Source organism: Microbacterium sp. CFBP 8801 (assembly GCF_014839455.1).
Classification (GTDB): Bacteria; Actinomycetota; Actinomycetes; order Actinomycetales; family Microbacteriaceae; genus Microbacterium.
This window is the reverse complement of record NZ_JACYNU010000016.1, coordinates 1-23,319: the sequence shown is the minus strand read 5'-3', so window position 1 is coordinate 23,319 and position 23,319 is coordinate 1. Positions and strand designations below refer to the sequence as shown.

Annotated in this window: 16 protein-coding genes; 9 read left to right on the top strand and 7 right to left on the bottom strand. The window is 72.6% G+C overall.

Going from position 1 to position 23,319, the window contains the following annotated elements:
* Positions 1-9: 9 nt before the first annotated feature.
* Both IFR11_RS14265 and IFR11_RS14260 read right to left on the bottom strand, forming a co-directional pair.
* Positions 10-1,419 carry a hypothetical protein gene (locus tag IFR11_RS14265; RefSeq protein WP_191916584.1) on the bottom strand — a complete coding sequence of 470 codons (1,410 nt, stop codon included), beginning with the start codon at positions 1,417-1,419 and terminating at the stop codon, positions 10-12.
* Positions 1,420-1,705: 286 nt separating this feature from the next.
* Positions 1,706-2,920: an amidohydrolase gene (locus IFR11_RS14260; RefSeq protein ID WP_191916583.1), complete on the bottom strand. Its 1,215-nt coding sequence runs from the start codon at positions 2,918-2,920 to the stop codon at positions 1,706-1,708.
* 693 nt (positions 2,921-3,613) lie between these two features.
* On the opposite strand from IFR11_RS14260, the gene IFR11_RS14255 reads away from it, so the two are divergent.
* Entirely contained in the window at positions 3,614-4,807 is a 1,194-nt protein-coding gene (locus IFR11_RS14255) for an NAD(P)/FAD-dependent oxidoreductase (RefSeq protein ID WP_191916582.1), read from the top strand.
* A gap of 130 nt (positions 4,808-4,937) precedes the next feature.
* Positions 4,938-6,131, top strand: a complete 1,194-nt coding sequence (locus IFR11_RS14250) for a DUF4190 domain-containing protein (RefSeq protein WP_191916581.1) — start codon at positions 4,938-4,940, stop codon at positions 6,129-6,131.
* Positions 6,132-6,410: 279 nt separating this feature from the next.
* On the opposite strand, the gene IFR11_RS14245 is transcribed toward IFR11_RS14250, so the two are convergent.
* Together IFR11_RS14245 and IFR11_RS14240 are read right to left on the bottom strand one after the other, a co-directional pair.
* Positions 6,411-7,427, bottom strand: coding sequence for a substrate-binding domain-containing protein (locus IFR11_RS14245; RefSeq protein WP_191916580.1), 1,017 nt, complete (start codon positions 7,425-7,427; stop codon positions 6,411-6,413).
* 42 nt (positions 7,428-7,469) lie between these two features.
* Entirely contained in the window at positions 7,470-9,149 is a 1,680-nt protein-coding gene (locus tag IFR11_RS14240) for a glycoside hydrolase family 13 protein (protein WP_191916579.1), read from the bottom strand.
* A 459-nt stretch (positions 9,150-9,608) separates the two neighbouring features.
* Here IFR11_RS14240 and IFR11_RS14235 point away from each other — a divergent pair, with 459 nt between their 5' ends.
* Positions 9,609-10,133 (top strand): adenine phosphoribosyltransferase, encoded by a 525-nt coding sequence (locus IFR11_RS14235; RefSeq protein ID WP_191916578.1) that lies wholly within the window; start codon positions 9,609-9,611, stop codon positions 10,131-10,133.
* 185 nt (positions 10,134-10,318) lie between these two features.
* Here the strand turns inward: IFR11_RS14235 and IFR11_RS14230 are convergent, their stop codons facing one another.
* Genes IFR11_RS14230 through IFR11_RS14220 form a run of 3 tightly spaced genes read right to left on the bottom strand, consistent with a single transcriptional unit; the run spans position 10,319 to position 14,816 of the window.
* Positions 10,319-12,229: an FAD/NAD(P)-binding protein gene (locus IFR11_RS14230; RefSeq protein WP_191916577.1), complete on the bottom strand. Its 1,911-nt coding sequence runs from the start codon at positions 12,227-12,229 to the stop codon at positions 10,319-10,321.
* The gene (locus tag IFR11_RS14225; protein WP_191916576.1) at positions 12,226-13,614 is read right to left on the bottom strand and encodes an NtaA/DmoA family FMN-dependent monooxygenase; all 1,389 of its coding nucleotides are present in this window, start codon (positions 13,612-13,614) and stop codon (positions 12,226-12,228) included. Before IFR11_RS14225 ends, IFR11_RS14230 begins: the two co-directional genes overlap by 4 nt.
* A complete protein-coding gene (locus IFR11_RS14220; protein ID WP_055832066.1) occupies positions 13,611-14,816 on the bottom strand; it encodes an LLM class flavin-dependent oxidoreductase in 1,206 nt (401 codons plus the stop codon). The genes IFR11_RS14225 and IFR11_RS14220 overlap by 4 nt, the downstream gene beginning before the upstream one ends.
* A 346-nt stretch (positions 14,817-15,162) precedes the next feature.
* Between IFR11_RS14220 and IFR11_RS14215 the strand changes: the two genes are divergently transcribed.
* From IFR11_RS14215 to IFR11_RS14190, 6 genes are all read left to right on the top strand, one after another.
* On the top strand, positions 15,163-16,578 hold the full coding sequence (locus tag IFR11_RS14215; protein ID WP_191916575.1) for an FAD-binding oxidoreductase: 1,416 nt from the start codon (positions 15,163-15,165) through the stop codon (positions 16,576-16,578).
* 27 nt (positions 16,579-16,605) lie between these two features.
* The gene (locus tag IFR11_RS14210; RefSeq protein ID WP_191916574.1) at positions 16,606-18,261 is read left to right on the top strand and encodes an ABC transporter substrate-binding protein; all 1,656 of its coding nucleotides are present in this window, start codon (positions 16,606-16,608) and stop codon (positions 18,259-18,261) included.
* A gap of 64 nt (positions 18,262-18,325) precedes the next feature.
* Complete coding sequence (locus tag IFR11_RS14205; protein ID WP_055935420.1) at positions 18,326-19,342, top strand: ABC transporter permease; 1,017 nt, start codon at positions 18,326-18,328, stop codon at positions 19,340-19,342.
* Complete coding sequence (locus IFR11_RS14200; RefSeq protein WP_055832059.1) at positions 19,339-20,187, top strand: ABC transporter permease; 849 nt, start codon at positions 19,339-19,341, stop codon at positions 20,185-20,187. Before IFR11_RS14205 ends, IFR11_RS14200 begins: the two co-directional genes overlap by 4 nt.
* Positions 20,184-21,857 (top strand): dipeptide ABC transporter ATP-binding protein, encoded by a 1,674-nt coding sequence (locus IFR11_RS14195; RefSeq protein ID WP_191916573.1) that lies wholly within the window; start codon positions 20,184-20,186, stop codon positions 21,855-21,857. The genes IFR11_RS14200 and IFR11_RS14195 overlap by 4 nt, the downstream gene beginning before the upstream one ends.
* On the top strand, positions 21,854-23,044 hold the full coding sequence (locus IFR11_RS14190) for an aminotransferase-like domain-containing protein (protein WP_191916572.1): 1,191 nt from the start codon (positions 21,854-21,856) through the stop codon (positions 23,042-23,044). The genes IFR11_RS14195 and IFR11_RS14190 overlap by 4 nt, the downstream gene beginning before the upstream one ends.
* The last annotated feature ends 275 nt before the right edge of the window (positions 23,045-23,319 follow it).

Sequence of the window (23,319 nt, the reverse complement as noted above, 5' to 3'; positions counted from 1 at the left end):
ATCCGGCTATCAAGAGGCGTACGCGGCGGTGAGGGTTCGCGTTGACGACGTGTCGCCTGCGCGAGTCGACAGCGTCACGGTCGCGTCGCCCGCCGGTGCGGTCGGCTGACGCGTGTTCATGGTGGCCGCCACCTTCTTGCCCGGGGCGACCGAGGTGAAGGTCTTCTTCCCGAACGTCGTGCCGATCTCCATGTCGACGGCGACGGCGGATCTGTTCGTGACGGTGACGGTCACGTACGCCGACCCGGCGATCTTCCGCGTCGAGGCGACCGCGTCGGCCTCGAGGGCCGGCGTCGTGACCGGCGCGCACCTGCGCTCGACGGTCACGCGGGCGCGGTCGGTTCCCGTCGCCACGGGCGACCACGAGACCCGCGTGCCGTCGGTGAGGGTCACGGCCTCGTCCGCCCGGACGAGCTGCGCCCAGTCGCTCGCGTCGCCGGGGCGCTCGAGCACGGTGGCCCCGAACGGGGTCTCGGGATCGGTGCGCAGGATCTGCAGCCCGGACGAGCCGGGTGTGAATGCCCATCCGCTGACGTGGAGGGAGGCGTACTTGGCGCTGGCGTCGCCGTCGCGGTAATCGACCCAGTAACGCACGCCGGGCTCTGCGGAGCTCTCCCAGGAGATGGCGCCGCGCTCACGCGCCCCGGCCGCGGCCGAGGCGACGGTAGCGACCGCGGTGGCATCGCAACGCGGGACCAGCTGCGTCGGCAGCATGCCGAGGCGATCCAGCGAGGGGCTCGAGAACGGCGTGAGGGTCCAGCTGCCGCCCATGTTGTCGAGTCGGTTGCCGTACTCCTGGCGGTCGCACTCCTCGGGGGTCCGACCGTTCTCGGCGCGGAAGTCCCAGCTGCTCCCACACGCCGTCGAGAAGGCGTGGGCTTGAGACATGTTGTGGCCCCACTCGTGCGCCAGGGTCGATGCGTCGGGGCCGGGCTGGAACGTGCGCCCACCGGCATCCACCGACCAGCCCTGCTCCCCGTTGGCCCATCCCGGGCACGGATCGCCCGAGGGCACCATCACGGTCAGGTGACGGCCGTTGCCGCGCTCCCACCCCAGCTGCTGTGCGGCGAAGTCCTGCCAGACGCTCTCCCACGAGCACGGGGCGTCGTTCGGGGCCGGCATCCACTCGGTGACCTGCTCGATCTCGACCGTGAGCTTGCCGTCCGTCTCGCGTTCGAGGAACTCGGCGGCAGCGTTCGCCGAGGCCACGGCGTCGTCGCGGGAGAAGTTCGGGTGCGTACCCGGGGGAGCGACCAGCGCGATCGTCACGCGTGCCGTGTGCGGCAGGACATCACGAGCGATGACGTCGAACCCCGCGGGAGGCGTCGATGCGTCTGCCACGGCGGGAGGCGAGGCGAGCAGGCCCGCCAGGACGAGGAGCGATCCTGCGATCGCGGATCCGTGCAGCAGTTTTCGCATGTCGCCTCCATTGGCGGGCTGGGTCGGAACGATGTTATCGCTCACAAATTGAGAACACCAGGGCAAGCGGCTCACCGGGGGAAGCGCATCAGCCGCTCGGCGACACCCGCCGTCGTCGCGGCTGTGCAGACATTCTTCGATTCCGAGGGCGTGGTGGCCCACCGCGTGAACGAAAAATTGCCTTTCGCCGCCTATGCGAAGGACAGGCGCCCTCGCTCCGGACGGGCGCCGTTGACGCGCGCCACCGGCGGACAGAGGGGGCTGTCGCCCCGCTGTGCGCCGGGACTCAGCCCAGGAACTCCCGCGCCGCCACGACCAGGTTCTCGACGCCCCGGTCGATGGTCGGCTGCATGACGGGGGCGAAGTACGGCGAGTGGTTCGTCGGGATGTCGCGCTCGATGGTGCCGCCGGCCAGGGCATCGGCGAAGGCCTGCGGGTCGACGCCGCCCCAGAACCAGAACACCAGCGGAGCGCCCGACTCGCGCGCGAACCACGACACGTCCTCGCTGCCGGTGAACATGCCCGGGTCGACGACGCCGGCCTCGCCGAACGCGCGGCGGAATGCTCCGGTGAGCCGGGCCGTGGCATCCGGATCGTTGATCGTGGGGGGAAGGGTGTGATCGGTCGAGATGGTGGGGGTCTGCTCGGCTCCGGATGCCTCGGCCTCGGCGCGGATGATGCGCTCGACCTTGCTCATCACGCGTGCGCGGGCGGCGTCGTCGGGGTAGCGCAGGCTGAGTTCGAGCTTCGCCTCGGCGGGGATGATGTTGTTCTTCAGCCCCGCGTGGATCGAGCCGACGGTGACGACGGCGACGTCGCGCGGGTCGACCTCGCGCGAGACGACGGTCTGCAGACGCATGACGGTGGCCGCGGCCATGACGACGGGGTCGATCGTGGAGTGCGGGCGCGAGCCGTGACCGCCGCGACCGTGCAGCACCACGGTGAGGCCGTCCGAGGCCGCCATCTGGGTGCCCGGGCGCACGCCGATGACGCCGGCGGGCAGGGGGGTGACGTGCTGACCGAGCACGATGTCGGGCTTCGGGTACCGCTCGAGCACGCCGTCGGCGATCATCGCCTGCGATCCCGCGCCGTACTCCTCGGCGGGCTGGAACACGGCGACGACGGTGCCCGACCACTCGTCGGTCGTGGCGACGAGGCGTTCGAGGGCGCCGATGAGCGCGGTGACGTGCATGTCGTGCCCGCACGCGTGCATGACGGGAACGGCGTTGCCGGCCGGGTCGGTGCCGCGCGCGGTGCTGGCGTAGGCGAGGCCGGTCTGCTCCTCGACGGGCAGACCGTCCATGTCGGCGCGGAGCCACACGACGGGGCCGTCGCCGTTGCGGATCGTCGTGACCACGCCCGTGCGCCCCACGCCCTCTTCGACCTCGAGGCCGAGGTCGGCGAGGTGGCGCACGATGACGCCGGCGGTGCGCGTCTCTTGGAACGACAGCTCGGGGTGCGCGTGCAGGTCGGTGTACAGGCTTTCGAGGTCGACGCTCATGGATCGAGCCTAGTTCGCGCCCGCGCGTCCGTGTGGGGCTCCCGCACGTGCCGTGCTCCGACCCCGCTGTGCCCGGCGCTATGCCGTGCCCCGCCCCGCCGTGCCCCGCCCCGCCGTGCCCCGCGCCGGACACAGGTCCGGCGCCCCCCAACCGTCGAGTGTCCAGGACACGCCGTGTGTGCGGGGACCGGTGCGGCGTTTCTTGGACACTCGACGCAGCTTCGTCTCCGGGGGATGCGGCGCTACCCCCTGCTGAGTGTCCAAGACACGCCGCGTGTGCGGGGACGGGTACGGCGTGTCTTGGACACTCGACGCAGCTTCGTCTCCGGGGGATGCGGCGCTACCCCCTGCTGAGTGTCCAAGACACGCCGCGTGTGCGGGGACGGGTACGGCGTATCTTGGACACTCGACGCAGCTTCGTCTCCGGGGGATGCGGCGCTACCCCCTGCTGAGTGTCCAAGACACGCCGCGTGTGCGGGGACGGGTACGGCGTTTCTTGGACACTCGACGCAGCTTCGTCTCCGGGGGATGCGGCGCTACCCCCTGCTGAGTGTCCAAGACACGCCGCGTGTGCGGGGACGGGTACGGCGTTTCTTGGACACTCAACAGGGGTTCGCGGGGGCGGCGATACCGGATGCCGTGGGGCCCCGCAAGCCGTCCGGTCCGGCCGGGTGCGACGGCGAGGCTGATCGCATGACCACCACACACTTCGACTACCTCATCGTCGGCGGCGGAATGGTCGCCGACACCGCCGCCCGCGGCATCCGCGAGATCGACCGCGACGGGTCGATCGGCATCCTGAGCGACGACGTCGACGAGCCGTACACGCGCCCGGCCCTGAGCAAGAAGCTGTGGACCGACGACGAGTTCACGTGGGACAAGGTGCCGCTGGGCACCGCCGACGACACCGGCGCCGACATCCGTCTGCGCACGCGCGCGACGGCGATCCGTCCCGACGCGCACGAAGTGGATGCCGACGGCGAGACGTTCGCGTACGGCAAGCTGCTCGTCGCGACCGGCGGAAAGCCCGTACCCCTCCCCGTCGAGGACCGTTCGAACGGCGAGCGGGTGCTGTCGTTCCGCACCGCCGAGGACTACCGGCGCCTGCGGTCTCTGGCGCAGGACGTCGACCGCATCGCCGTCGTCGGCGGCGGGTACATCGGCTCCGAGTTGGCCGCGGCCCTCGTACAGAACGGCGTCGACACCGTGCTCGTCCACACCGGGGCCGTGCTGGGCGACGCGGTTTTCCCTGCCGCGCTGGCGGAGCGCTTCGAGAAGCTCTTCCGCGACGCGGGGGTCGAGATCGTCGCCGGCTCCAAGGTCGAGGGCGGAGAGGCGGATGCCGCGGGCGTACGGCTCTCGCTCGAGAACGGCGACGAGGTGCGCGCCGACGCCGTGGTGAGCGGCCTGGGCATCGACGTCGCGACCGACCTCGCCGAAGGAGCCGGACTCACGGTCGACGACGGTGTCGTGGTCGACGCGCAGCTGCGGTCGTCGGTCGACGACATCTGGGCCGCGGGCGACGTGGCCAGCTACCCCGATCGCATTCTCGGGCGCCGCCGAGTCGAGCACGTCGACAATGCCAACGCGCAGGGCACGGCCGCGGGTCGCAACCTCGCGGGCGCCGCCGAGTCCTACACGCACACGCCTTACTATTACTCGGCCGTCTTCGGCATCCGGTACGAAGCGGTCGGAACCCTGGATGCCGAGCTCGAGACCGTCGAGGACTGGATCGACACCGAACGGGGAGTCGTGTACTACCTCGACGATGACCGCGTCGTCGGCGTTCTGCTGTGGAACGTCGAAGAGGCGCGTGACGCCGCTCGGTCGGTGCTTGCCGACGCCGACACCCTCACGCGCGACGACCTCGTGGGGCGCATCCGCTGACGTGGCGCGGGCCACGGGGCTTTCGGCCCGTGGTCTGCTCGGCGGCGGCGTATCCGCGTGGTGCGGGTCGTCGCTAGTGTGAACGCGTGCCGTAAGCCTGATCGCGACGCCACTCACCCGGGAGCTCTCTATGTCGTCTGCCCTGATCCATCTCTCCGTTCCCGTCGACGCGGCGCGCGACGCGGTCGCCGCCGCCCTCGGTGAGCAGGGCTTCCGCGTGCAGCCCACCGCGTCGGGCTCGCTCGACGTGTCGCGGGGGAGCCTCGGCACCACTCTCGTCGCCGGGGCGTTCGCCGGGCAGGACATGCACGTGCGGTTCGATGTGCACTTCGCGCCGGAGCAGGGCGGGGCGACGGCCGCGTTCGAGCACTCCGCCGCCGGCGGCTTCTTCAAGGGCGGGGCGATCGGCGCGGCGAAGTCGGGTGACGTCGTGAGCGAAGCGGCGCACGCCGTCGGTGTGCGCCTCGCGCAGCAGGGCCTCGTCGTCGGTGCCGTGCCCGCCCCGTCCGACGTGGCGGGCGACCCCGCCGCCGCCGACCCCGCTTCCGCCGACCCGGCGCTCGCCACCGCCTCCGGGTACCCGGGCTATCCCGGTGCCGCGGCGCCGTCGGCCGGATACACGGCCGGCGGGTACCCGGCCGGAGCGATCCCGCCGCCCGTCGACTACGCGAACCGCACCAACGTCGTTTCGATCGTCGCCATCGTTCTCGGCTTCGTCGTTCCCCTCGGCGGCATCATCGCCGGAGCCGTCGGCCTCGCGCAGATCAAGCGCACCGGCGAGAAAGGACGCGGCCTCGCCATCACCGGCATCATCGCCGGCTCCGTCCTCACCGTGCTGACGACCCTCGGCGTGATCGCCCTGATCGTCTTCGCCGTCTTCGCCGAGAGCCAGTCCTCCGCCGACCCGTTCGTGCCGCCGTCGACGTCGGAAGACGGCGGAGTCACCATCGCCCCCGGCGAGCCGACGCCCGACGACGTCTACGTCCTCGCCGTCGGGGAGTGCCTCGACGCCCTGCCGAGCGGGTACGTCAGCGACGACAGCTTCGTCGACTGCGCGACGCCGCACAGCTACGAGGTGTTCGCCGCGTCCTCGCTCGCCGACGGACCCTTCCCGGGAGATGACGCCATCACCGCCCAGGCCGAAGCCGTCTGCGACGCGGAGTTCGCGAGCTTCATCGGACTCTCGTTCGCCGACTCGACCCTCAACGTCGACTACTTCGCCCCCGTGGGCGAGACCTGGGCCGAAGGGGACCGCGCCGTGTCGTGCCTGGTGTCCGACCCCGCAGGCGAGGTCTCGGGCAGCCTGGCGGGTTCCGCGCGCTGATCGCGGGGCGCGGGTTCCGCGCGGGTTCCGCGCGGCGGAAAGCCGCGCGGGCCACCTGCGCGGCAGGGCTCCGGCGCAGCGGCCGTTCTCCAGGCCGCGGCGCCCCGCACGCCCCGTTTCTGCAGGAGGTGTGCGTCACGCGGGCGCGGCGGGTGCCGCAGACCTCGGGGAACGTCCCCCGGTGCCTCGTGCGCGGCCACGCCACACAGAAAGCGACCGCCCTCGCCCCGTAGCTCCGGGGCGGCACGTGGCTCCGGCGATCCGACCGGTCTCGGGGGCTCAGTGCCCCGACCGAGCCGACGAAGGTGGCGCCGTCGAACCGCGGTCGACGAGCTCGAACGGCAACGTGCCGCGGCCCGGAGCGGGGTCGGCTCCCTCGAGCGCGGCGAGCACCGCTTCGGCGGCGCGCGCGCCCTGCCCGCGCGCGAACTGATCGATCGTGGTCAGGCTGAACCAGCGCCCCAGCTCGTGACCGTCGACGCCGATGACCGACACGTCCTCGGGCACGCGCAGGCCGAGCTCGCGCGCCGCGAGGATCGCCCCGATCGCCATCTCGTCCGAGGCCGCGAACACGGCGGTCGGTCGCTCCGCCGTCGCCAATACCCGCGTCGCCGCCGCCGACCCGCCCTCGATGGTGAAGTCGGCCGGTTCGACCCGCGGTGCCGACAGGCCCACGTCGGCGAGAGCGGATTCGAAACCCCGCCGACGCAGTCCCGGCACCGACGACGCGGCGTCGGTGGTCACGTCCGCGCCGATGTGCACGAGCCGGCGATGCCCGAGCTCGAGCAGGTGCGTCGTGGCCAGGCGCCCGACCGCGAGGTCGTCGACGGTCAGGGTGGTCAGCTGCGGGTGGGGGCCGGCGATGGCGACGATCGGAACGCCGAGGCCGCGGAGAGACGCCGACTCCTCGGCATCCACCTCGATCGCGATCGTGATCACGGCGTCGATGCGCCGGCGGCGCAGGTGATCGTCGAACACGCGGCGACGTTCGGTCGGGTCGGCGCTCACGCTGTACAGCGTGATGTCGTAGCCCTCGCGCACGAGGGCGTCGGAGATGCCGGCGAGCACCGTGCTGAAGAACCAGCGGTCGAGGAATGGCACGACCACCCCGACCGCCCGCGCCCGTCCCGTGGCGAGGCTCGACGCCGCGGCCGACACGACGTAGCCCAGTCGCTCGGCCGCGGCGAGCACGCGGTCGCGGGTCGATGTCGAGACGGGGCCGCGTCCGCTCAACGCACGCGAAACCGTGGCCGTCGACACCCCCGCCGCGCGGGCGACGTCGTCGATTCCGGCCACGGTCTCGCGTTGTCTCGTCGGATCGGTGCGGATGCGGGCGGCTCAGGCCGCCGCGATCCACACGGTCGTGTCGGTGGGCAGGCGCTCGCCGTCGAGGGGACCGCTCGCGATGAGCACCTCGCCCGCGGGCAGCTCGACCGGGGAGTCACCGAGGTTGGCGATCACGGTGAGCGTGCCGTTGCGCAGCGCCACGACGTCGTCGCCGTAGCCGTCGAGCCACTCGATGTCGCCCGCACCCAGGCCGCGCGCGCGGCGCTCGGCGAGCAGCGCGCGGTAGAGCGTGAGGGTGGAGGAGGGGTCGTCGACCTGCACGTCATGCGCGAGCTCGGCCCACTCGGCGGGCTGCGGCAGCCAGGCCTCGCCGGTGGTGTTGAAGCCGTACGCGGGGGCGTCGGCGGTCCACGGGATCGGCACGCGGCATCCGTCGCGTCCGTAGCGCTCGCCATTCGTGCGGAACCAGGTCGGGTCCTGTCGGGCGTCGTCGGGCAGGTCGATGACCTCGGGCAGGCCCAGCTCTTCGCCCTGGTACAGGTACGACGAGCCCGGCAGGGCCAGCATGAGCGAGGTGGCGGCGCGGGCGCGGCGCAGGCCCTTCACCGGGTCGGGCTTGCCGGGGGACTTCGGGCCGATGCCGGCGCCCTGCGGGTTCTCGGCCGTCAGCGCCAAGCGCGAGGCGTGGCGCACGACGTCGTGGTTCGAGAGCACCCAGGTGCTCGGGGCGCCGACGGCGGTGTACTCCGCGATCGACTCCGTGACCACGTCGCGCAGGGCCGCGGCATCCCAGGTCGTTTCGAGGTAGTGGAAGTTGAACGCCTGATGCATCTCGTCGGGACGCACCCACAGCGCCGTCTGCTTCACCGTCGGCAGCCACGCCTCGGCACAGAGGGCGCGGTCGCCGTCGTATTCGGCGAGCACCTCGTGCCAGTCGCGCCACACGTCGTGCACGCCCGGCTGGCCCCAGTACGGAACCTCGGCGGCGTCGCCGCCCATCGAGCCGCCCTCGGGGTCGGGCGTGAAGTCGGGAAGACCCTCGGCCTTGATGAGACCGTGCGCCACGTCGACGCGGAAACCGTCGACGCCGCGGTCGAGCCAGAAGCGCAGGATGTCGCGGAACTCCGCGCGCACCTCATCGTTGGTCCAGTCGAAGTCGGGCTGCGACTCGTCGAAGATGTGCAGGTACCACTGGCCCGGGGTGCCGTCGGCCTCGGTCACGCGCTTCCACATGCCGCCGCCGAAGACGCTCTCCCAGTTGTTCGGCGGCAGGTCGCCGTTCTCGCCCTTGCCCTCTCGGAAGATGTAGCGCGCCCGCTCGGGGCTGCCCGGCGCGGCCTTCAGCGCCTCTTGGAACCACACGTGCTGATCGCTGGAGTGGTTGGGCACGAGGTCGACGATGACCCGGATGCCGCGCTCGTGCGCACCCGCGAGCATCGCGTCGAAGTCGGCGAGGGTTCCGAAGATCGGGTCGACGTCGCGGTAGTCGGCGACGTCGTAGCCCGCATCCTTCTGCGGTGACCGCTGGAAGGGGCTGAGCCAGATGGCATCCACCCCCAGGTCGTGCAGGTCGTCGAGGTGCGCCGTGACGCCGGGCAGGTCGCCCAGGCCGTCGCCCGACGCATCCGCGAACGAGCGCGGGTAGATCTGGTAGATGACGGCGGTGCGCCACCACTCCGCGCCGGGCGCCGAGGCGAGGTCGGAGCGCGCGTCTTCCTGCGTGAAAGTCATGCGACCACGTTAGTGCAAGCGCTTGCAGTCGTGTGTCTCGACGGTGTCCCGGCGCCCCTTGCTCGTTGAGTGTCCGGAACACGCCGCACTCCCGGGCCCGTGCGCGGCGTGTCTTGGACGCTCAATAGGGGGTGCGGCGCGGGGCGGCCGGCGGGCGTCATGCGGGCGGCGGGGGTGGCGTCGTGCGGGCGGCGTTCGGCGCGCGCGCCCCGCGCTCCGCGCCCGCGCCCGGCGCTCGGTGCCCAGCGTTGAGTGTCCGGAACACGCCGCACTCCCGGGTCCCCACGCGGCGTGTCCTGGACTCTCGACAGGGGGCGGCGAACGCTCAGCGCTGGGCGCCGGATGTTGAGTGTCCAGAACACGCCGCTCGCGGCGGGGCGAGCACGGCGTGTTCTGGACACTCAACGAGGGAACGGGCGGGGAAGGGCGGGGGTGGAGCGCCGCGATTAGGCTGGCGCGGTGCCCGACGCCTCTGCTCTCGCCCGCGCTGAATCGCTCATCACGAGCATCCCCGACTACCCGAAGCCGGGGATCGTGTTCCGCGACATCACGCCGCTGCTGACGGATGCCGCGGCCCTGCGCACCGTCGTCGAGGCGTTGATCGAACCCTTCGCCGGCCGCTTCGACGCCGTCGCGGGGGTCGAGGCGCGCGGCTTCCTGCTCGCCGGCGCCGCGGCGATCGTCGCGAACGTGGGGCTCATGCCGATCCGCAAGGCCGGGAAGCTCCCCCGACCGGCCGCCGCGGTCGAGTACGACCTCGAGTACGGATCGGCGACCATCGAGATGCACGACGACAACGCCGCGGGTGCCCGTGTGCTGCTTCTCGACGACGTGCTCGCCACCGGCGGAACGCTCGCCGCCGGTCGCGAGCTGCTGCAGACGGTGGGCAGCGAGGTCATCGGCATCGCGACGCTGCTCGAGATCGACGGCCTCGGCGGTCGCGGGGTGCTCGGCGGCGACGTGCACGCGGTCTTCCACGTCTGACGCCGCCTTCGCCCCGCCTCGTACCCGCCCCCAGCGTCGAGTGTCCACAACACGCCGCGCGGCCCATCGCACGCGCGGCGTGTCTTGGACACTCAACGAGAATGTGCACCCGCACCCGCACCCCCAGCGTTGAGCGTCAACGACACGCCGCGCTGCCCACCCCGGGCGCGGCGTGTCGTGGACACTCAACGAGAGGGGGCCGTCGCGCGCCGCGGCACGCGCACCGACGCCACGGCATCCGCCACCGCTCCCGCGACCCGGTCGGTCTGGCGCAGGGGCAGGGCGTTCGAGTGGGGCCGCGTGAACGCCCCGGCCTCCATGGCCGAGGTGAAGGGGCCGAGGGCGAACAGCGTCGCGTGGGCGGAGCCGTCGCGGGCGATCACCCGCCCGTCGGCGTCGACGTCGATGCGGCCGAGCGACCCGGTGAACGTCGCGTCGCTGACCTGCACCTCGCGGCCGTGGCGGGTGGCCAGCTCGCGCAGCGCCGGATTCTCGCTCGCGGCGGCCCCGCTGCCGGGAAGCCAGGCGTCGATGAGCGACCCCGCCCGCACCTCGCCGGGAACGCGGGGAGAGGATGCCACGAAGCGGCCGTCCGCGATCCGCACGGCGACCTCGGGGCCGAGGAAGCGCACGACCCCGGCGTCGGCGAGGGCGCCGATCTCTTCCAGGCGGTGCGCGGGCGGGCCCGAGGCGACGTAGCTGAAGAACGTGTGCCAGGTCACGGGCAGGTCCACGGCCCGCGAACGCGCGCTCCACCGCTCGGTGGGGATGTCGGCCAGGGCCAGGAACGACAGCAGGATCGTGAGGAACAGCGCCTGCGCGGTGCTGCGTTCCTGCGTCGTGCGCAGCTGCAGGTCGTCGGCGATGTGGCGGCGCACGCGCCGGTGCACGTCGGCGGCGTCGACGAACGCCTCGTCGCCGAGCGGCACGTCGAGTGCGGTCACGTCGAAACGGTCGAGCGGGTCGGGCACGACGGCGGCGACCGCGCGGCGGAGGGCGGCCGTATCGCCGTCGACCTCGCGCAGGGTCGAGCGGAAGGCCGCCCACGTCGTCGTCACCCGCTCGGGGTGGCCGGTGAACAGCTCGCGGTAGTGCCCCCACACGAGCTCCCGCGCGACGAGGGGCCATACGTCGTCGAGGAAGTCGATCGTGCCCGGACGGGCGAGAAGATCGGCGATCGCGGCCGGGGTCAGCACCTCGCGCGTCGGCGGTTCGCCCTGTACCTGGGATGACACCTTCGAGCGGTACGGCACCCCGCGGCGGGAGCCGAGGTGCAGCCGCGGCTCCCGCCCCGACGGCTCGTACCGCAGCCGGCCGTCGGCGGTGCGCGCGAAGCGGCCGCCGCGTCCCTCGGCCAGCAGCACGACGGCATCCACCGCCGCCAGGCCCATTCCGCGCACGATGACGTCGTCGCCGGGGCCGAGCACCGAGAGGTCGGCGTCGGCGGTGAACGACGGCGGCACGTAGGTCAGTCCGGCGCGGGTTGCCGCGGCGAGCAGGTCGCGGGTCTCGCCGTCGGGCTCTCGTCCGTTGTGACCGAGGGCGTACACGACGATGTCGGCGGGCAGACGGATGCCGTCGGCCAACGCCACCTCGTACCCGTCGATCGTGTCGTCGACCCACTGCACGGCGCCGCGGTGCCATCGCACCTCGACGCCCGGGGGCGCGATGGCGACCGTGCGCCGCCAGAACCAGTCGAGGTACACGCTCTGCAGCCGGCGCGTGGGGAAGCTGTCGCCGCGGAGCGCCTGCAGCTCGGCCGCGAGATCGGGGTCGTCGATCTCGACGTCGGGCAGCGAGCCCGCGCGGACGCGCTCGGCCCACTCGATGAGCGACGGTCCCGAACGCACCGGCCCCGCGATCGTGCACGACTCGTCGGTGAACACCGTGACGTCGCGCGCCATCGAGTTGAGCTTGAGCAGCGGCGACTGCTCCCGCCGCCAGATGCGGCCGGCACCGGGAGGATGCGGGTCGACGAGGGTCACGTGCAGGGCCGGCGTCGCGGCTTTCGTGCGCCGGGCGAGCAGGCGCTCGACGAGCATCACGGCGCGGGGCCCCGCGCCGACGATGACGAGCCGCGCCGCCCGGTCGCTCATCGCGCGGCGGCCGTCGCGGTGTCGTGCGGCCCGGGGGTGTCCGGAGCGCCCGCGACCACCGGCGGCAGTCCCAGCAGGTCGTGCAGGGTCGCGCCCTCGTCGTACGAGCGGCGGTACGACCCGCGCTCCTGCAGCAGGGGCACGACCTTCTCGGTGAAGGCGTCGAGGCCGTGCGGGGTGACGTGCCCGACGACCGTGAAGCCGTCGGTCGCCCGCTCCTGCACGTACCGATCGATCTCGGATGCCACGTGCTCGGGCGTCCCGACGAAGGTGTGGTTCGCGGTCAGGCGGATGACGAGCTCGCGGATGCTGAGGTTCTCGGCCGTCGCCTGCGCGCGCAGCTGCCCCACCCGGGCGCGGATCGCCGCGTGGCGCCCGGCGAAGCCCTGCGCGGTCTCGACGCCCGTGTCGGGTTCGACGTCGGGCAGGGGGCCGTCGGCGTCGTAGCCGCTGAGGTCGCGGTTCCAGATCTGCTCGAGGTAGGTGATCGCGGTCTGCGGCCGCACCTGGGCGAGCGCGATCTCGCGCGAGTGCTCGCGGGCCTCGGCCTCGGTGTCGCCGAGCACGAAGGTCGCCGCGGGCAGGATGTTCAGCGAGTCCTCGTCGCGGCCGTGGGCGGCGAGGCGCCCCTTCACGTCGCGGTAGAACTGCTGCGCGTCGTCGAACGCGGTGTGCAGCGAGAAGATCACGTCGGCGTGGGCGGTGGCGAAGTCGCGGCCGTCGGGGGAGTCGCCGGCCTGCACGATCACCGGCCGGCCCTGCGGGGAGCGGGGGACGTCGAACACCGCGTCGACGTCGAACAACCGCGTCTCGTGCCGTACCCGCGCGATGGCGTCATCGCGCAGGAACGCTCCGGTGTCGGCATCCGCCACGATCGCGTCGTCGCGCCACGACGACCACAATGCTTTCGAGAGTTCGGCGAACTCGGAGGCCCGCACGTACCGGTCGGCGTGGTCGAGGTAGCCGCCGCGGCGGAAGTTCGCCCCGTGGAACGCGTCGGAACTGGTCACGGCGTTCCACCCCGCGCGACCGCCCGAGAGCAGGTCGAGGGTGCCGAGCTGTCGGGCGAGCTCGTACGGCTCGTTGAACGTCGTGTTGAGCGTGCCGACCAGGCCGATGTGCTCGGTGACGGCGGCCAGGGCGGTGAGGATCGCGAGGGTGTTCGGGCGTCCCGCCACGTCGAGGTCGTGCAGCTGTCCGCGGTGCTCGCGCAGTCGCAGCCCCTCGGCGAGGAACAGGTAGTCGAAGAAGCCGCGCTCGGCGGTGCGGGCGAAGTGCTCGAACGACGAGAAGTCGATCTGACTGCCCGCGGCCGGGTCGGTCCAGACGGTCGTGTTGTTCACCCCGGGGAAGTGGGCGGCGAGATGGATCCGGCGGCGGGTCATGCGCCGACCTCCTGACGGGCGTAGCGGCTGGCGAGACGGGGGAGTCCGACGCGCTCGCGCAGAGTGGGCGCGCCGTCGTCGGGGAGCAGGATGCCGGCGCTCGCCGCCCGCGGGATGACCCGGTCGGCGATGGCCTCGAGGTCGGCCGGAAGGCGGGCGGGACGCAGGCGCACACCGTCGACCCCGGCGTCGGCGAGGGCGCGGATCTCGTCCACGACGTCGTCGGCGGTGCCCACGACCACGCGGGCGTCGGTGGTGAGCGGCGCGCGCTCCTGCAGGCGGTTCCAGACCGCGGCGGCCGCGGCGGGGGTCTCTTCGACGAGGACGAGCAGGTCGGCGAAGACGCGCAGGGGCTCGTCGAGCGCGCGCGCCGCGTCGGCGGCCTCGGCCAGCTCGCTCCGGATGCCGTCGACCGCGGCCGCATCGGCGGGCGTGACGAACACGAGGTCGGCGTGCTCCGCGGCGAAGCGGTAGGGCACGCTCTGGTGGGCAAGCGCGGTGACGAGAGGTTGCCCCTGGGGGGAGCGCGGCACGATCGAGGCGCCCGTGATGGAAAAGAACTCGCCCTCGAACGCGACGTTGTGAACGCGGTCCCGGTCGAGGAACTTCCCCGACGCGAGGTCGCGCACGATCGCGTCGTCTTCCCACGAGTCGGCGAGGCGGCGGATGACGTCGGCCACCTCGCCGGCCTCGCGGAAGGCCGCGAGCAGCGCCGGGTCGTCTTCGACGCGACCGGATGCCGGCAGCCCCGTGGGTCCGTCGGTGCGGCGCCCGAAGTTCGCGCGCTCCTGCACGGTGGAACCCGCGACCAGACGCACGCCCCCGCGGCCCCGGCTGACGTGGTCGAGGGTCTGCAGCCCCGTGGCGAGGTGGAACGGCTCGGGGTGCGCGGTGGTCGCCGTCGGCACGAGGCCGATGCGGCGCGTGACCGGTGCCAGGAACGACGCCACCAGCACCGCGTCGAGGCGCCCCCGCACGCGGTCGCGCCGGGTCTCGGCATCCGGCTCGAAGGAACGGCCGCCGAGGCTGAGCGCGTCTTCGATCGTCGCGAGCAGCAGGCCCGCGTCGTCGGCCGTGCGGGCGAGCGCGCGCCAGTACGCCGGCGACGTCAGCTCGGCGGGCCGCGCCGTGGGCTCGCGCCAGGCGGCCGGGTGCCAGCCGGCGCCGTCCAGGGCGACGGCGAGGTGGATGCGGTCCGACATCGGGGATTCCCTCCGCGGCGGGTCCGTCCCGCCGAGACGCCCACTGTGCCGCCGCGGCCCTGTCGACACAATCGGGCGCGTCACACAGCGCCGCGAGGCGTCATGTTACGAGCGCCGCGGGTTCGATCCCCCTCCGCTCCGCCTCGCGGCGGGGCGGACGGCGGTGAGGCGCGGAACCTACCGTCCGCGGCGCGCGAGCGCGCGCCGGGGCGGCGACTATGTCGCCCCGCGACACACCGTGTCAGACGGTGACGCATCGCGACGGAGCGTGTCACCCGAGATGAGGGCGGCGCCGTCTCCCCGTACGTTCGGCTGGATTCCCGTCCGTACCGAGAGAGGACCGCCCATGAGCGTGCCCACCGCGATCGCCCCGTTCACGGGTCTGTCGACTCTGCTCGACGACCTGCGCGTCGAGGCGCCAGATCTCGACGTGCGACCGCCGTCGGTCGAGACGGCGGCATTCGCTCACGACGCCGGCACCGCGCCGCGACGCCGAAGCGCCGCGCAGGACGGGCCGGCGGTCGCGTTCCCCGCCACCGTCGCCGAGGTGCAGCAGCTCGTGCGCCTCGCCGGCCGCCACGGCGTCAGCGTCGTGCCGCGCGGCGCGGGGACCGGCCTGTCGGGCGGTGCCGCGGCGGGCGCCGACCAGCTCGTGATCTCGACCGACCGACTCACCCGGATCGTCGAGGTGTCGCCCGCCGACGAGGTCGCCGTCGTGGAGCCGGGTGTGCTCAACTCCGCCCTCAACGAGCGCCTCGCCCCGCTCGGCCTCTTCTACGCCCCCGACCCCGCGAGCTGGCGCATCTCGACCATCGGCGGCAACATCGCCACCAACGCCGGGGGCCTGCGGTGCGCGAAGTACGGCGTCACCCGCGAGTCGGTGCTGGCCCTCGACGTGGTGCTCGCCGACGGCAGCCTCGTCTCGATCGGGCACCGCTCGATCAAGGGCGTCACCGGTCTCGATCTGGTCTCGCTGTTCGTGGGCTCGGAGGGTGTGCTCGGCATCGTCGTCGGCGCCACCGTGCGCATCCGTCCGCTCCCCGTCGCGCGGCGCACGGTGACGGCGTTCTTCGACTCCACGGCTGCGGGGGCTGCGGCGATCGGGGCGATCACGGCCTCGCGCGTGCGCCCCAGCGTCATCGAGTTCCTCGACCAGCCCACCCTCGAGGGCATCGACGCGGCGAACGACTCCGGGCTCCGCGCCCGCGGCGCGGCCCTGCTGCTCATCGAGCTCGACGGGTTCGGCATCGACGAGCAGACGGCCGAGCTGACCGCGGCGCTCGAGGCCGTCGGCGCCCGCGTGCGGGTCGAGGCCGCCGCCGATGCCGAGGTGCTCTGGGAGCTGCGCCGCTCGGGTCGACGCTTCGACGACGGCTCCTGGTTCGCCGGCGGCGACGTCGCCGTGCCGAAGTCGCGCATCGCCGAGATCTTCGCCGGCTTCCCCGAGATCGAAGCCCGCCACGGTGTGACCGTCAGCGCCGTCGCCCACGCCGGCGACGGCAACCTGCACCCGGTCGTCACCCTGCCCATCCCCGCCGACGCCGACCCGGCGGTCGTCCCCGCGGCGGTGCACGACGCCGCCGACGACCTGGTGCGCGCCGCCCTCGCCGTGGGCGGCACCGTGAGCGGCGAGCACGGCATCGGCACGGTCAAGCGCGCGCTCGCCGCCGAAGAGCTCGCCGCCCGCGTGCGGGCGGCGCAGCTCGCGATCAAGGACGCGCTCGACCCGGCCGGCCTGTTGAACCCCGGAAAAGCCCTGTAACCCGTTCCCCACAGCTCGAGGATTCTCATGACCATTCGCACCCGCCCACGTCGACGCCTGCTCGGCGTCGCCTCCGCCCTCACCGTCGGAGCCATCCTGCTCAGCGGCTGCGGCGCGGCCTCGACCGCCGCCCCGTCCGCCGACGCCACCCCGAAGCCCGGCGGCGACCTGGTGTTCCTCATCGACTCGCTCGGTGCCACCTGGATCCCCAACAACAGCTCGATCTCGAGCTATCAGGGCAACATCTGGGGTCACCTGACCGACAAGCTCGTCTACGTCGACGCCGAGGGCACGCTCAGCCCGTGGATCGCCGAGAGCTGGGACGAGAACGCCGACAAGACCCAGTTCACCCTCCACCTCAAAGAGGGCGTGACCTTCTCGGATGGCACGCCGCTGGATGCCGCCGCGGTCGTGGCGAACATCGACATCTGGGCGAAGGGCCGCCCCGACGAGGGCATCAACCGCATCGGCCTGTTCCCCTCGGCCAACTACCAGGGCGCGGAAGCCGTGGATGCCACCACGGTGACGGTGTCGTTCTCGGCGCCCACGCTGAGCTTCATCCCGACGCTGGCGTACCACGGCTCGATCCTGCTGTCGCCGACGACGCTCGCCCTCCCCGCCGACCAGCAGGCCGACCTCACGAACGACATCGGCAGCGGCCCCTTCACCGTCGAGAAGGTCGCCGACGGCGACAGCGTCGTGCTGAAGAAGCGCGACGACTACGACTGGGGCCCCGAGGCGATCGGACACGACGGCCCGGCCTACCTCGAAACCATCACGTACAAGCAGGTGGCTGAGCCCTCGCTGCGCACCGCCTCGGTCGAGTCGGGCCAGGCGCAGGTCGCGTACAACGCCAGCCCGCAGGACCTCGACGCGCTGAAGGGCGAGGGCCTGACGGTCGAGACGCCGCGCTACCTCGGCTTCGTCAACGGCTACGCGCTGAACACCACGGTGGCGCCGTTCGACGACGTGCGCGTGCGCCAGGCGGTGCAGCACGGCATTGACCGCGACGAGATCCTCTCGACCGTCTACACCGAGGACTGGCTCGGAGCCGAGTCCTTCATCCAGAGCACGGTTCCCGAGGCGACCGATCGCAGCGCCGACTTCGCCTACGACCCCGACGAGGCGGCATCCCTGCTGGACGCGGCCGGATGGGTGAAGGGCGCCGACGGCGTGCGCACGAAGGGCGGACAGAAGCTCGCCTTCACGCTGTACCCGAACCCCTACCTCCAGGCCTCGCAGTCGGTCGACGAACTGGTCGACCTGCAGCTGACGACCCTCGGTTTCGAGGTGAACCTCGAGACGTACGACGTGCCGACCTACGGCCAGAAGGTCATCGGAAACGCCGCCGTGCCGGCGACCGAGATCACCCGCAGCTTCGTCGACGTCGGAACCGTCGCCGGCGTGCTCACCTCGCAGAAGAAGGGAGACGAGGACTGGTTCAAGGTCGGCACCTCGGATGTCACGCTCAACGACCTCGCCACGCGCATCGCCACGGCCACCGACCGCGACGCCCGTGCCGCGGTGGCCGACGAGCTGCAGGGCTACGTGCTCGATCAGGGCTACTTCGTCCCGCTCACCCAGATCGTGCAGCGCGTCTACGTGCAGGCCCCCGAGGTCAGCGGCGTCACCTACAACGGCCTCGCCTACGCGTACTACCTGGACGCCTGGCTGAACGACTGACCTCGGCCGCGGGGGCGGGTGCACGGCATCCCTCCCCGCGGCGTCAGACAGAGAGGAAGAGAACATGCTGCGCATCTACGGCCGTTTCGCCCTGCGGCGCACCGGTCAGGCGATCGTCGTCGTCGTGCTGGCGTACCTGTTCACGTTCGTCGTGATCAGCATCCTGCCCGGCGACCCCGTGACGAGCACGCTGAGAAACCCCGACAACGGGTTCACCGAGGACGACATCGCGCGCATCGTCGCCTACTACGGGCTCGATCAGCCCTGGTACGTGCAGCTCGGCTCGTCTCTCGGCCGATTCGTGGTGGGTGATCTCGGCGTCTCGCTGCGGTCGAACCTGCCCGTCGGCACCCTGGTGTTCGACGCCCTGGGCTCCACGCTGAGCCTCGCGGCGGCCGCGCTCCTCGTCGCGATCGTGCTGGCCGTCGCCATCGCGTACGGGACGCAGTTCCTGCCCCCGCGCTTCGGTCAGGGCGTGCTCCGCTCGCTGCCGTCGCTGTTCCTGTCGGTGCCGAACTTCGTCATCGGCCTTCTGCTCATCCACGTCTTCGCGTTCGGCCTCGGACTGTTCAGCATGATCGACACCGAGACGCCGTGGGGCACCTTCTTCGCGGCGGTGGCGCTCGGCATCCCCGTGTCGGCGCAATTGGCGGAGGTGCTCATCGCCTCGCTCGACCACGAGTCGCGCCAGGAGTACGTCGCCGTCGCGCGATCGCGGGGGCTGCGGTCGGGGGCGCTGTTCCTGCGCCACCTCGCCAAGCCGTCGGCGTTGCCGACGGTGACGGTGCTGGCGTTGATCGTCGGCGAGCTGCTCGGCGGCGCCCTCATCACCGAGGCGATCTTCGGCCGCGTCGGCATCGGCACCCTCGTCGAGTCGGCCGTCGCCAGCCAGGACCTGCCGGTGCTGCAGGCGGTGGTGTCGCTCGCGGCCGTGGTGTTCGTCGTGGTGAACCTCGTCGCCGACCTCGCGTACCCCCTGCTCGATCCCCGCGTCTCGGTGGGTCCGTCCGGGCGCCCGGCCGTCAGCGCTTCGCGCGAGGACCCGGCGCCGCTGCTCCGCGAGGAGGTGGGGATCGTATGACCGCCGCATCGCTCCTCGCGCCGCGGGCGACGATCGCCCGGGTGCGCGGCATCCGTCTCTCCGTTCCGATCGGCGTGATCGTGTCGTTCGTCGTCGTGGCCGTCGTGCTCGCCTGGTCGCTGGCGCCCACGCTGTTCACGACCCAGAACCCCGCGCAGGGTGTCCCCGCCGACAAGCTGCAGGGCCCCAGCGCCGCGCACGTGCTCGGCACCGACCATCTCGGTCGCGACCTGTTCGCGCGCATCGTCTTCGGCGCGCAGTCGTCGGTGACCAGTGCCCTCGTGGCCGTGACGATCGGGGTGGTCGTCGGCGGACTGATCGGTCTGCTCGCCGGCTTCCTCGGGTCGTGGACCGACGTCGTGCTGGCGCGCTTCGTCGACGTGCTGCTGGCGATCCCCGCGTTTCTGCTCGCCGTCGTGATCGTCAGCTCGCTCGGCTTCCAGACCATCAACGCCGCGATCGCCACGGGGGTGTCGGCCGTCGCGGTGTTCGCGCGCGTCATGCGGGCGGAGGTGCTGCGGGTGCGCTCCTCGGTCTTCGTCGAGGCCGCGCGTCTGCAGGGCGGCTCGAACCTGCACGTGCTGTTCCGGCACGTGCTGCCCAACGCCTCGCGCTCGCTCGTTCCGCTCGCGGTGCTGCAGTTCGGCCTGTCGATCCTCGTCATCGCGGGGCTCGCCTTCCTCGGCTACGGCGATCCGCCCCCGGCATCCGACTGGGGTCTGCTCATCTCGGCCGGCAAGGACTACCCCCGGGCGCCGTGGCTGGTCGTCTGGCCCGCCCTGGTGACCGTGGCGACCGTGCTGTCGATCAACCGCATCAGCCGCTGGCTCCGGAGGACGTCATGACCACCACCCTCGCGCTTCACCCCGAGACGGTCGTGGCGACCCCGCCGCTGCTGCGCGTGCAGGATCTCTCGGTCTCGTACGGCCGCACCCCCGTGGTGCACGACGTGTCGTTCTCGATCCCGCGCGGCGGCAGCCTCGCCCTCATCGGGGAATCGGGCTCGGGCAAGTCGACCATCGCGCGCTCGGTGCTCCGGCTCCTCCCGCGCGGCACGGGCCGGGCGCGCGGACGGGTGGCGTTCGCCGGCGACGACCTGCTCGATCTCTCCGAGGCGCGGTTCCGGCCGTACCGCGGGCGCCGGATCGGCTTCGTGCCGCAAGACCCCGCCCACGCGCTCAACCCCGTGCGCACGGTGGGGTCGCAAGCGCGCGAGGCGGCCGCCCTGGCCGGTCTCGCCGACGCCCGCGCGCAGCGCGCGGCGAGCCTCGACGTGTTCGCCCGCGTCGGCCTGCCCGATCCCGCCCGGGTGTACGACTCGTACCCGCACCAGTTGTCGGGCGGCATGCTGCAGCGCGTGCTCATCGGGCTCGCCGTGCTGCCGCGGCCCGAGCTGCTCGTCGCCGACGAGCCCACCAGCGCGCTCGACGTGACGATCCAGAAGCGCATCCTCGACCTGCTCGATGACCTGCGCACCGAGGACGGCATCGGTCTGCTGCTCATCACGCACGACCTGGCGATCGCCGCGGAGCGCACCGACGAGATCGTCGTACTCAAAGACGGCCGCGTGCAGGAGGCCGGCTCGACCCGCACCGTCTTCGCCGCGCCGACCTCGCCGTACACGGTGCAGCTGCAGGCCGATGCGCCCGCGCTGAACCCCGACCGCTACCGCGGTGATGTCGTCGACCGCGGGGTCGACGAGTGGACCACCGACACCGCGTCGGCCCGCATCCACGTCCGCGACGTGTCGAAGAGCTTCGTCGTCGACGGGACGCCGCGCCCCGCGGTGTCGGGGGTCTCGTTCCGCGTTCCGGCCGGAACGACCCATGCCCTCGTCGGAGAGTCCGGCTCCGGCAAGACCACGACGGTCCGCCTGCTCCTGGGGCTGGAGAGCCCCGACGCCGGGGAGATCCTCGTCGACGGGCAGGCGGTGACGGGCCGCACGGAGCAGGAGCTGCGCGGCATCCGTCGCCACCTGCAGCTGGTGTACCAGAACCCCTTCACCTCGCTCGACCCCACCTGGAGCGTCGCGCGCATCGTGCGCGAACCGCTCGATCGCTATCGCGTCGGCACGCGCGCGGAGCGTTCGACCAGGGTGGCCGAGGCACTGGATGCCGTGGGCCTGCCGCCCGAGCTCGCTCGCCGTCGCCCCGACGCGCTGTCGGGCGGACAACGCCAGCGCGTGGCCATCGCCCGTGCCCTGGTGCTCGAGCCCGACGTCATCGTGCTCGACGAGCCGACCTCGGCCCTCGACGTGACCGTGCAGGCCGGGGTGTTCGAGGTGCTGCGTCGACTGCAGCGCGAGCGCGGTCTCACCTACCTCTTCGTCTCGCACGACCTCGCGCTGGTCCGCCAGATCGCCGACACCGTCTCGGTGCTCAAGGACGGCCGGGTCGTCGAGGCCGGCCGCGTCGCCGACGTGCTCTCGCACCCGCGCGAGCAGTACACGCGGGCGCTCGTCGAGGCCATACCCCGTCCCCTGGCCGCCCTGGCCCGACCCTCGGAGTCGTCATGACCCTCCTCGTCCCGTCCCGCCCCGCGCTCATCGAGGCGTTCACCGTCCCGAAGGGCTTCGGCGACCAGACCCTGCGCGACCGTCGACCCGATGCGATCGAGCTGCTCGGCGGCATCCCGGATCCGTCGGTGCTGCCGACCGCCGAGCTCGCCGAGGCGACGGCCCGCGTGCTCGCCGCGCCCGGGGCGCCGTCGTTGCAGTACTCCCGCACCGAGGGCATTCCGGCGCTGCGGGAGTGGATCGCCGCGCGCGAGGGCGTCGCCGTCGAGCGGGTGCTCATCACCAACGGTGGCTTCCACGGCCTCGCTCTCGCGGTGCAGACCGTGCTCGAGCGCGGCGACCTCGTGGCCGTCGACAACCCGGTGTTCCCGCTGTTCCTGCGCGGCCTCGAGCTGGCCGACGCGCGGGTGCTGCCCATCCGCGTCGGGGCCGAGGGGCTCGACGTCGACGAGCTCGCCTCGCAGCTGCGCGACGGAGCGCGCCCCGCCGCGGCGTACACGGTGCCGGAGTTCCACAACCCGTCGCAGTCGTCGTTGCCGACCGAGCGCCGTCGCGAACTCGTGGCCCTGGCCGAGAGGTTCGGCTTCGTGGTCTTCGCCGACGACCCCTACCGCGAGCTGCGGTTCCACGGCGAGCCCGAGTCGGTCGCGCCCTTCCACGACTCCGACCACGTCATCCACGTCAACACCTTCACCAAGACGCTCGGCCCGGGGCTGCGCCTGGGATGGGTCGTGCTGCCGGAGCGGTTGGTCCCGGATGCCGTGGCCCTGCGCAGCCGCCAGGACTCGCACTCGTCGACCTTCGTGCAGGCGGTGATCGCCGAGCTGCTCACGAGCGACGCCGGGCTGTTCGACCGCGTGCTCGAGCGGGCGCGGTCGCTGTACCGCTCGCGCGCCCGGGCGCTCGCCGATGCTCTGGAGGCCGAGGCCCCGGGGGTGTTCGACGTCACGGTGCCCGACGGCGGGCTGTTCCTCTGGCCGCGGCTGAATGATGAGGCGATCGATGCCGACCGGCTCGCGGCCGACGCGAGCGCCGAGGGCGTGGAGTACCAGCGCGGGTCGTTCTTCGCCTCCGGTCCCGGAACCGACGCCGACCGGCACCTGCGTCTGGCCTACGGCGACACCGACGAAGACGACCTGCGCACAGCCGCGGCCCGCCTCGCGCGCGCGGTGGCGCGGCAGCGATGACGCGGGGCGCTCCGGTGCGCGCAGGGTCGGTGCCGGCGTCGCGCGAGGTGGCGCGGGCGGCGCCGGCGGGTGTGCGCAGGGTCGGCGATGTGCACAACCTCCGTTCGGTTCGGCGGATGCCGGCTGAGGTTGTGCGTATCGCTGAGGTTATGCCCGCGGCGCGGCGGGGCTCACGGCGTCGGGCTCCACCCCAGCAGCGGCCCCAACCGCCCCGCGATGTCCTCGAGGATCTGCACGTAGTCGTCGGGTGCGAGGTCGAACGGCAGGGCGAAGGC

What these genes read in the sequence shown, in the direction of transcription:
- IFR11_RS14225 (WP_191916576.1), bottom strand. Translation starts at nt 13,614, where the DNA reads ATGACCCGCCGCCGGATCCATCTCGCCGCCCACTTCCCCGGGGTGAAC.
- IFR11_RS14190 (WP_191916572.1), top strand. Translation starts at nt 21,854, where the DNA reads ATGACCCTCCTCGTCCCGTCCCGCCCCGCGCTCATCGAGGCGTTCACC.
- IFR11_RS14215 (WP_191916575.1), top strand. Translation starts at nt 15,163, where the DNA reads ATGAGCGTGCCCACCGCGATCGCCCCGTTCACGGGTCTGTCGACTCTG.
- IFR11_RS14230 (WP_191916577.1), bottom strand. Translation starts at nt 12,229, where the DNA reads ATGAGCGACCGGGCGGCGCGGCTCGTCATCGTCGGCGCGGGGCCCCGC.
- IFR11_RS14195 (WP_191916573.1), top strand. Translation starts at nt 20,184, where the DNA reads ATGACCACCACCCTCGCGCTTCACCCCGAGACGGTCGTGGCGACCCCG.
- IFR11_RS14250 (WP_191916581.1), top strand. Translation starts at nt 4,938, where the DNA reads ATGTCGTCTGCCCTGATCCATCTCTCCGTTCCCGTCGACGCGGCGCGC.
- IFR11_RS14240 (WP_191916579.1), bottom strand. Translation starts at nt 9,149, where the DNA reads ATGACTTTCACGCAGGAAGACGCGCGCTCCGACCTCGCCTCGGCGCCC.
- IFR11_RS14210 (WP_191916574.1), top strand. Translation starts at nt 16,606, where the DNA reads ATGACCATTCGCACCCGCCCACGTCGACGCCTGCTCGGCGTCGCCTCC.
- IFR11_RS14255 (WP_191916582.1), top strand. Translation starts at nt 3,614, where the DNA reads ATGACCACCACACACTTCGACTACCTCATCGTCGGCGGCGGAATGGTC.
- IFR11_RS14260 (WP_191916583.1), bottom strand. Translation starts at nt 2,920, where the DNA reads ATGAGCGTCGACCTCGAAAGCCTGTACACCGACCTGCACGCGCACCCC.
- IFR11_RS14265 (WP_191916584.1), bottom strand. Translation starts at nt 1,419, where the DNA reads ATGCGAAAACTGCTGCACGGATCCGCGATCGCAGGATCGCTCCTCGTC.
- IFR11_RS14220 (WP_055832066.1), bottom strand. Translation starts at nt 14,816, where the DNA reads ATGTCGGACCGCATCCACCTCGCCGTCGCCCTGGACGGCGCCGGCTGG.
- IFR11_RS14200 (WP_055832059.1), top strand. Translation starts at nt 19,339, where the DNA reads ATGACCGCCGCATCGCTCCTCGCGCCGCGGGCGACGATCGCCCGGGTG.
- IFR11_RS14205 (WP_055935420.1), top strand. Translation starts at nt 18,326, where the DNA reads ATGCTGCGCATCTACGGCCGTTTCGCCCTGCGGCGCACCGGTCAGGCG.